General features: G+C 39.4%; 7 protein-coding genes and 1 pseudogene. 5 read left to right on the top strand and 3 right to left on the bottom strand.

All coding sequences use genetic code 11. From position 1 onward, the window contains the following. On the bottom strand, positions 1-895 hold an 895-nt coding region (locus HSISS2_RS04485; protein ID WP_042767002.1), incomplete at its 3' end, for a Mur ligase family protein. A gap of 101 nt (positions 896-996) precedes the next feature. On the opposite strand from HSISS2_RS04485, the gene cdaA reads away from it, so the two are divergent. The 5 genes and pseudogenes from cdaA to HSISS2_RS04460 all read left to right on the top strand — a co-directional run bounded on the left by cdaA (position 997) and on the right by HSISS2_RS04460 (position 5887). After that, the gene (gene cdaA / locus HSISS2_RS04480; RefSeq protein WP_021152019.1) at positions 997-1848 is read left to right on the top strand and encodes a diadenylate cyclase CdaA; all 852 of its coding nucleotides are present in this window, start codon (positions 997-999) and stop codon (positions 1846-1848) included. Then, positions 1845-2810, top strand: coding sequence for a YbbR-like domain-containing protein (locus HSISS2_RS04475; RefSeq protein ID WP_008534322.1), 966 nt, complete (start codon positions 1845-1847; stop codon positions 2808-2810). Before cdaA ends, HSISS2_RS04475 begins: the two co-directional genes overlap by 4 nt. Before the next feature lie 225 nt (positions 2811-3035). Next, positions 3036-4387 (top strand): annotated as a pseudogene (gene glmM / locus HSISS2_RS04470) (phosphoglucosamine mutase). 2 nt (positions 4388-4389) lie between these two features. Continuing rightward, a complete protein-coding gene (locus HSISS2_RS04465) occupies positions 4390-4830 on the top strand; it encodes a GtrA family protein (RefSeq protein ID WP_021145599.1) in 441 nt (146 codons plus the stop codon). 454 nt (positions 4831-5284) lie between these two features. Beyond that, a complete protein-coding gene (locus HSISS2_RS04460) occupies positions 5285-5887 on the top strand; it encodes a hypothetical protein (RefSeq protein WP_021145598.1) in 603 nt (200 codons plus the stop codon). Positions 5888-5917: 30 nt separating this feature from the next. On the opposite strand, the gene HSISS2_RS04455 is transcribed toward HSISS2_RS04460, so the two are convergent. Together HSISS2_RS04455 and HSISS2_RS04450 are read right to left on the bottom strand one after the other, a co-directional pair. Then, a complete protein-coding gene (locus HSISS2_RS04455; RefSeq protein WP_021145597.1) occupies positions 5918-6106 on the bottom strand; it encodes a hypothetical protein in 189 nt (62 codons plus the stop codon). A 318-nt stretch (positions 6107-6424) separates the two neighbouring features. Further along, on the bottom strand, positions 6425-6806 hold a 382-nt coding region (locus HSISS2_RS04450; RefSeq protein WP_167546411.1), incomplete at its 5' end, for an IS3 family transposase.

Raw genomic sequence — 6806 nt, 5'->3', positions numbered from 1 at the left:
TGCTCTTATTAAACCCAGCCTTGATTTTTTCAGGAGCCACACCGAAGAATTCAGCAACAGAAACCGCAGCAAGGGCATTGTAGATGTTGTAGAGACCACCGACATTAATCTTGTAGTCTTGTCCATCAATGACAAATTCAGAAGTCGTGTTAGTGATTTTAGTCAACTTCGTTAGCTTATAATCTAATTCTGGACGGTGGAAATCGCAGTTAGGGCAGGTGTAGTCACCCAAGTTAGCGTAAGTATTGAGGCGATACTGAAGAATACGCTCACACTTAGGACAGACAATGCCTTCAGTATTATAATGGGCCAGCTCTGGCGCATGCTTTTCAGTATCAAAACCATAGAAACGTACGGGATTGATCACTTCTTTAGAGTTGAAGAGGGGACTGTCCCCATTAGCCAAAATAGTAGCCTTGGGTGCCTTGGCAGCACCATCTAAAATCATCTGATAAGTAGTATAGATTTCACCGTAGCGGTCCATTTGGTCACGGAAAATATTTGTGAAGACAAATAGACTTGGGGTGATGTACTCTGTGATTTTTGGTAGGCTAGCTTCGTCAATCTCCAAGACAGCAATTTTCTTACCTGATTTAGCTCTTTTAGCGGTTAGGAAAGTAGAAGTAATCCCTGTGATCATGTTGGCTCCACTAGGATTGGTCACAATGTCACCAAAAGCTTCTTTTAAAATTCCAACTGTCAAAGCTGTTGTTAGAGTCTTTCCGTTGGTTCCTGTAACAACGACGATTTCATAATCTTTTGCCAGTGTGTCTAAAATGTTTTTGTCAAATTTAAGGGCGATTTTTCCTGGGAGGGTTGACCCACGTCCTAATTTGGAGAGGACAAAGTGGCTAGTCTTTCCTGCCAAGATACCCATGGTAGTTTTTATAGTCATGAATTTATTTTATCACAAAAAGTAGTGATTGTAGTCTCAAAATAGTTTGAATTCGTGGTATAATAGGAACTGTTTAAAAATTAAAAGAAAGTGTGATATGTATGGGTATACTGTCGTCCATTGATATTGATTTTTGGCGGTCACTCTTTGATAGTCCGTTGAAAGTTATCGTCAATAGTTTGGACATATTGATTGTTGCTTTTTTAATTTACCGCTTTATTAGGGCCCTGAGGGGAACCAAAATCATGACCCTAGTTCAAGGGGTAGTCTTATTTATTTTTGTAAAATTTATTTCTGATTTTATAGGCTTCACAACGATTTCTTATTTGATGAATCAGGTCATCAACTATGGTGCCATTGCGGCGGTTGTAATCTTTGCGCCAGAGCTTCGTTCTGCACTTGAAACCTTTGGACGTACGCCTCAGCATTTTTTGCAAAATAAAGAAGTGAGTTCAGATGAGAAACTGGTTCAAGCTTTTGTTAAAGCCGCTAAGTACATGAGTCCTCGTAAGATTGGAGCCCTCGTCTCTATTGAACAGACGCAAACTCTGCAAGAACAAATTGTGACAGGAATTCCGCTTGATGCAGTTGTAACAGGGGAACTGTTGATTAATATTTTTATCCCTAATACACCGCTTCATGATGGGGCAGTTATCATCAGAGATAATAAGGTTGCGACAGCTTGTTCTTATCTACCGCTTTCGGAATCTAATAAAATTTCTAAGGAATTCGGAACACGTCACAGGGCCGCTATTGGTCTTTCAGAGCAAACAGATGCTCTTACCTTTGTCGTATCTGAAGAAACAGGTGCGATTTCCATTGCTTATAAGGGCAATTTCTTGCATGGACTGTCCATTCAAGAGTTTGAGCAAGAGTTGAGTCTTATTTTGTTGAAAGAGCAAGAACCTCGTCAGTCATTCTTCCAACGTTGGATGGGAGGTAGCAAAAAATGAAACGCATTGTCCGTGTATTAAAAAATGATCGTTGGTGGCAAATACTAGTTGCGCTCTTCTTTGCGGTTACGCTATTCGTCACGGCTTGGTCTGGTAATACGCAAAATAAAAGTAATAGCTCAAGTGCTTCGAATACCTTCACGCAAACAGTAGAATCTGTTCCTGTAGATATTAAGTACGACAGTGATAATTACTTTATCAGTGGTTATTCTTATGACGCTGAGGTTTATTTGACCGCGACTACTCAGTTGGCTTTGACGACTGAAGCAACAAGCGATACGCGCCATTTTAAGTTAGTTGCAGATTTGTCAAATCTTGGTCAAGGGACAAGCCGGGTTCCTATTCAGGTTAAGAATTTACCAGCTGGAATGTCTGCCCAAGTATCGCCATCGACCTTGACAGCAACAATTGGTAAAAAAGCTAGCAAGACATTTGATGTGGTTGCAAATATCACACCAGATAAGTTGGCTAATGGCTACGAAGTAAAAAAGGTTAGCTTGGATGAAACCAAGGTAGAGGTGACATCAAGTGAAGATATCATCAATCAAATTGACCACGTTCAAGCAGTTTTGGAAGGCGGTGCCAACTTGTCTGATGATTATGATGGCAACTTATTGTTGCAAGCCGTTTCAGCTAATGGGACAGTCTTGGCTAGCTCGATTTCTCCAGCTAAGGTTCATGCCAAAATTACTTTGAGAAAATTGAGCAAGTCTGTCCCTGTTAAGGTAGAGTTGACTGGAGATAAGGCTAGCAATGTGTCTAGTATCAGTTATAGTTTTGATCGAGGCCATGTGACTATTGTTGGTAGTCAGGAAGCTATGGATAAGATTGATAGTATCACTGTTCCAGTAGATATTAGTCATGTGACTAAGGATACTACACAAACGCTTAAGCTTTCGGCCGATGGTGTGACAGTGCAACCAAATACGGTTAAAGTTAATTTGAAGGTCACCCAAAAATAGAGAATGGCCATTTTCCAAGTTTATGTAAGATAGATAAAATGGAGAAGGCATAATCTGGGAAAATTGGCGCAATAGCCAAAAAAGTTATACAAGAAGGGTTGAAAATATCGGTGAAATCAGATAAAGTTAAACTATCTAGGTAGATTTCACTAGATTACTTTTGCTCTTGTTAGACAGCATCAAAGTTTAAGGAGGATTTAGTGCTGGGGCACTAAAAATAAAATTATGGGTAAATATTTTGGAACAGACGGTGTTCGTGGAGAAGCTAATGTTGAGCTCACGCCTGAATTGGCCTTTAAATTAGGTCGCTTCGGTGGTTATGTGCTTAGCCAACACGAAACTGGCCGTCCTAAGGTCTTTGTGGCACGTGATACACGTATTTCAGGGGAAATGTTAGAATCAGCTTTGGTGGCAGGCCTTTTATCAGTAGGTATCGAAGTCTACAAACTTGGGGTACTTGCGACTCCAGGTGTTTCATACTTGGTACGTACGGAAAATGCCAGTGCTGGTGTTATGATTTCAGCCAGCCATAATCCAGCTCTTGATAATGGTATTAAGTTCTTTGGGGAGATGGCTTTAAATTGGATGATGCGCGTGAAGCGGAAATTGAAGCCCTTCTTGATGCAGCAGAGGATACTCTTCCACGTCCGTCAGCTGAGGGTCTTGGAACACTTGTAGATTATCCAGAAGGTCTTCGCAAGTATGAAAAATTCTTGGTGGCAACAGGTGTTGATCTTGGTGGACTGAAGGTTGCCTTGGACACTGCTAATGGTGCAGCTGCTGTGTCAGCTCGTAATGTTTTCCTTGATTTGAATGCCGATATTACGGTTATCGGGGATCAACCAGATGGTCTTAACATCAATGCTGGAGTGGGTTCAACACATCCAGAGCAATTGCAAGCCTTGGTTAAAGAAAGTGGTTCAGCCATTGGTCTTGCCTTTGATGGGGATAGTGACCGTCTCATCGCTGTTGATGAAAATGGTAATATTGTTGATGGCGACAAGGTCATGTACATTATCGGTAAACACTTGTCTGAAAAAGGTGAGTTGGCTAAAAATACAATTGTGACAACTGTTATGTCAAACCTTGGTTTCCACAAGGCACTTGATCGTGAGGGAATTAACAAGGTCGTGACTGCCGTTGGTGACCGTTATGTTGTTGAAGAAATGCGTAAAAATGGCTATAACCTTGGTGGTGAACAGTCTGGTCACGTTATTATCATGGATTACAATACAACTGGTGATGGTCAATTGACAGCTATTCAATTGACTAAAGTCATGATTGAAACAGGTAAGAGCTTGTCTGAATTAGCATCAGAAGTGACGATCTACCCTCAAAAACTGGTTAATATACGTGTGGAAAATAGCATGAAAACTAAAGCCATGGAAGTTCCTGCGATTGCAGCTATCATTGAAAAAATGGAAGCTGAGATGGCTGGGAACGGTCGTATCTTGGTTCGCCCTAGTGGTACAGAACCTCTTCTTCGTGTTATGGCAGAAGCACCAACAGATGATGAAGTGAATTACTATGTTGACACTATTGCGGATGTCGTCCGTGCGGAAATTGGGTTGGACTAAATATGATTAATAAGCTTAAAGCTTTTATGGCCACAGAAGTTTTTAAATACCTTTTCTTTGGTGTTTTGGCGACTGTAGTTTATATTGTTAGTCGTACCTTGATTTTCGCTGTGATTCCACAAGGTATCCTTTCTGCAGTTCTGGCAAGTGCCATTGCCATCGTTTTTGCTTTTTTCACAAATGATGTTTTTGTGTTCAGTCAAGCAAAAGCTGGTATGGCTACACGCTTTGTTAAATTTGTGGGAGCTCGTCTCTTAACCTTAGTTCTTGATATGGCTCTCGCCTATTTCTTGGTAGATACCTATCCAGAGATTATCGGTCAATTTGTTGGTCATAGTCATGCTTGGGTAAATGGAATTGAAAGTGTATTCTCACAAGTTTTGATTATTGTTCTTAACTACGTTATTTCAAAATTCTTTGTCTTTACTGGAGACAAGACATAAGATACAAGGAAGTTGCTAGGAAATGTATTAAAAGCGTTTCTTACCAAAATATTCCCTGCTTTTTCATAGGTTTTATTAGAGTGATAACAAAGCGATTTTGTGAGCTATTCTAGTAATTCGTACCCCATAAGTTGCCGTTTGCTTACCTCGAAAGTTAGCAAAAAGGAAAGCAAAAAAATACCCGTTAGGGTATCAATCACTTTACGAGTTTAGCAGGCAAGAGAAAAGCACTAGCAAGGTGCTTTTTTATTATATAAGTATTCTATCCCTATTGAATAACACTATAAAAAATGCTAGAATGTCAAGTGATTTCAATATAGGGACGAAAACGCAAAACTAGATTATCTTAATTATGTTTACTTAATACAAAAGGATTAGTTGGCAACTATTTGTAATGGGACGTTTGTGAAAAATGAGTATTTGGAAAAAAGTAAACATTTAAAGGAGATCTAAAATGTTGAGTAAATGGAAAACCCTAAAACGTTGGCAAAAGTGGGCTATTGTGCTTGTCTGCTTGGCTGTGCTTGGGAAAGTTTTTGAATTAACTGGACTTGCTCCAAAAACGGAAACAGAACCAGTCAAGACAGTCCAAACAGCTTCGTCTTCTTCAAAGGCAAAACCTAAAGCTAGTAAGCCGTCTAGCAGTGCCAAAGCGTCAAGTTCAAAGAGTGAGGAAAGAACTTCAAAAGAATCAAGTTCAGAATCAAGCTCGGAAGATAAGCTAAAAGACATTACCGAGGGTCAAATGGGTAGCTTTATTGACTACTTCAAGCAAGATTTGACTGATAAAGGTCTGGATATTAGTACATATAGTTTCTACAATCGTAGCACCATTTTATATATGACTGTGCCTAACGAATATAAAACATATAGCAAAGCTGACTTACAGAATTTTGCTGATGGAATGCTTGCCAAAGAACATGAAGCGTTTAACGTCTGGGCTGCAATCAACAATGTCAATTATGAGCGTTATCCGATGTTTCACATTAAAACGGATGACGGCAACGCTCTAGCTAGCCAAAAACTTAACGGAACAATGGAAGTTAAGGTTAAATAAGTCAAAGAATAGCACCAGCATGGTGCTTTTTTAGTTGTCCTCGCCTAGTTCCTTTATTATATCCGATACCTTTTCTAAACTCAATGTTTCGTGTGGCTCAACTCGTTCACCGTCTAAAACGTAGTCATGTATCTTACCATTCTTTCGGACAATCTGGACAGTATCACCTTTAATAAAACCATTGTCCATCGCCTCTTTAAATTCGTCATAAGTTAGCATTTTGTTACCTCGCTTACAAATTTGTCCAACCGTTGGACAAAACGGAAGAAAAAGTTTTTTTCTAAAACAACCTCCTTTTATATTCTATTCGTAATTGATACAGAAAAATACGTATCTTTTTTGTAATTCTATTATAGCGAAAATGTTAGCAAACCTCAGTATAAATTGGTATAGACACCCTATAAAAAACTGGAAAAAATTGCGCGTGATGTAAGACAACACCTTGTCGTGGCTCTCCAGACGGCAATATAGGGGCGGGGGTGCATTTAAAAATAGCCCGAGTGTTATGTACTGACCCCAAAAAGTTAGACATTTAATTTATCCAAAGGATTTAGTTCTGTATTGCACAGGACTGAGTCCTTTTAGTTTTACCTTAATTCGTTTGTTATTGTAATAATCAATATAGTTTACAATAGCTTGTTCCAATTGATTAAGTGATTTAAACGTCTTTTCGTAACCATAAAACATTTCCGATTTCAAACTGCCAAAGAAGGACTCCATCATGCCATTGTCTGGACTATTTCCCTTACGTGACATGGATGGCTGAATTCCCTTACTCTCTAGGAACCGATGATAAGAATCGTGTTGGTATTGCCAGCCTTGGTCACTATGGAGAATCGTATTCTCATAGTGTTTCTCTGTGAACGCCTGTTCCAACATGGTCTTCCCTTGTTCTAAATTTGGTGAAGTAGAAAGATTA

This window comes from Streptococcus sp. HSISS2 (assembly GCF_000448665.1).
Lineage (GTDB): Bacteria > Bacillota > Bacilli > Lactobacillales > Streptococcaceae > Streptococcus > Streptococcus raffinosi.
Note: the sequence above shows the minus strand (reverse complement) of the source record. Positions and strands in the feature narration are given on the sequence as shown.

Coding starts and splice junctions, on each gene's coding strand:
- cdaA (WP_021152019.1), top strand. CDS start 997: ATGGGTATACTGTCGTCCATTGATATTGATTTTTGGCGGTCACTCTTT.
- HSISS2_RS04475 (WP_008534322.1), top strand. CDS start 1,845: ATGAAACGCATTGTCCGTGTATTAAAAAATGATCGTTGGTGGCAAATA.
- HSISS2_RS04465 (WP_021145599.1), top strand. CDS start 4,390: ATGATTAATAAGCTTAAAGCTTTTATGGCCACAGAAGTTTTTAAATAC.
- HSISS2_RS04460 (WP_021145598.1), top strand. CDS start 5,285: ATGTTGAGTAAATGGAAAACCCTAAAACGTTGGCAAAAGTGGGCTATT.
- HSISS2_RS04455 (WP_021145597.1), bottom strand. CDS start 6,106: ATGCTAACTTATGACGAATTTAAAGAGGCGATGGACAATGGTTTTATT.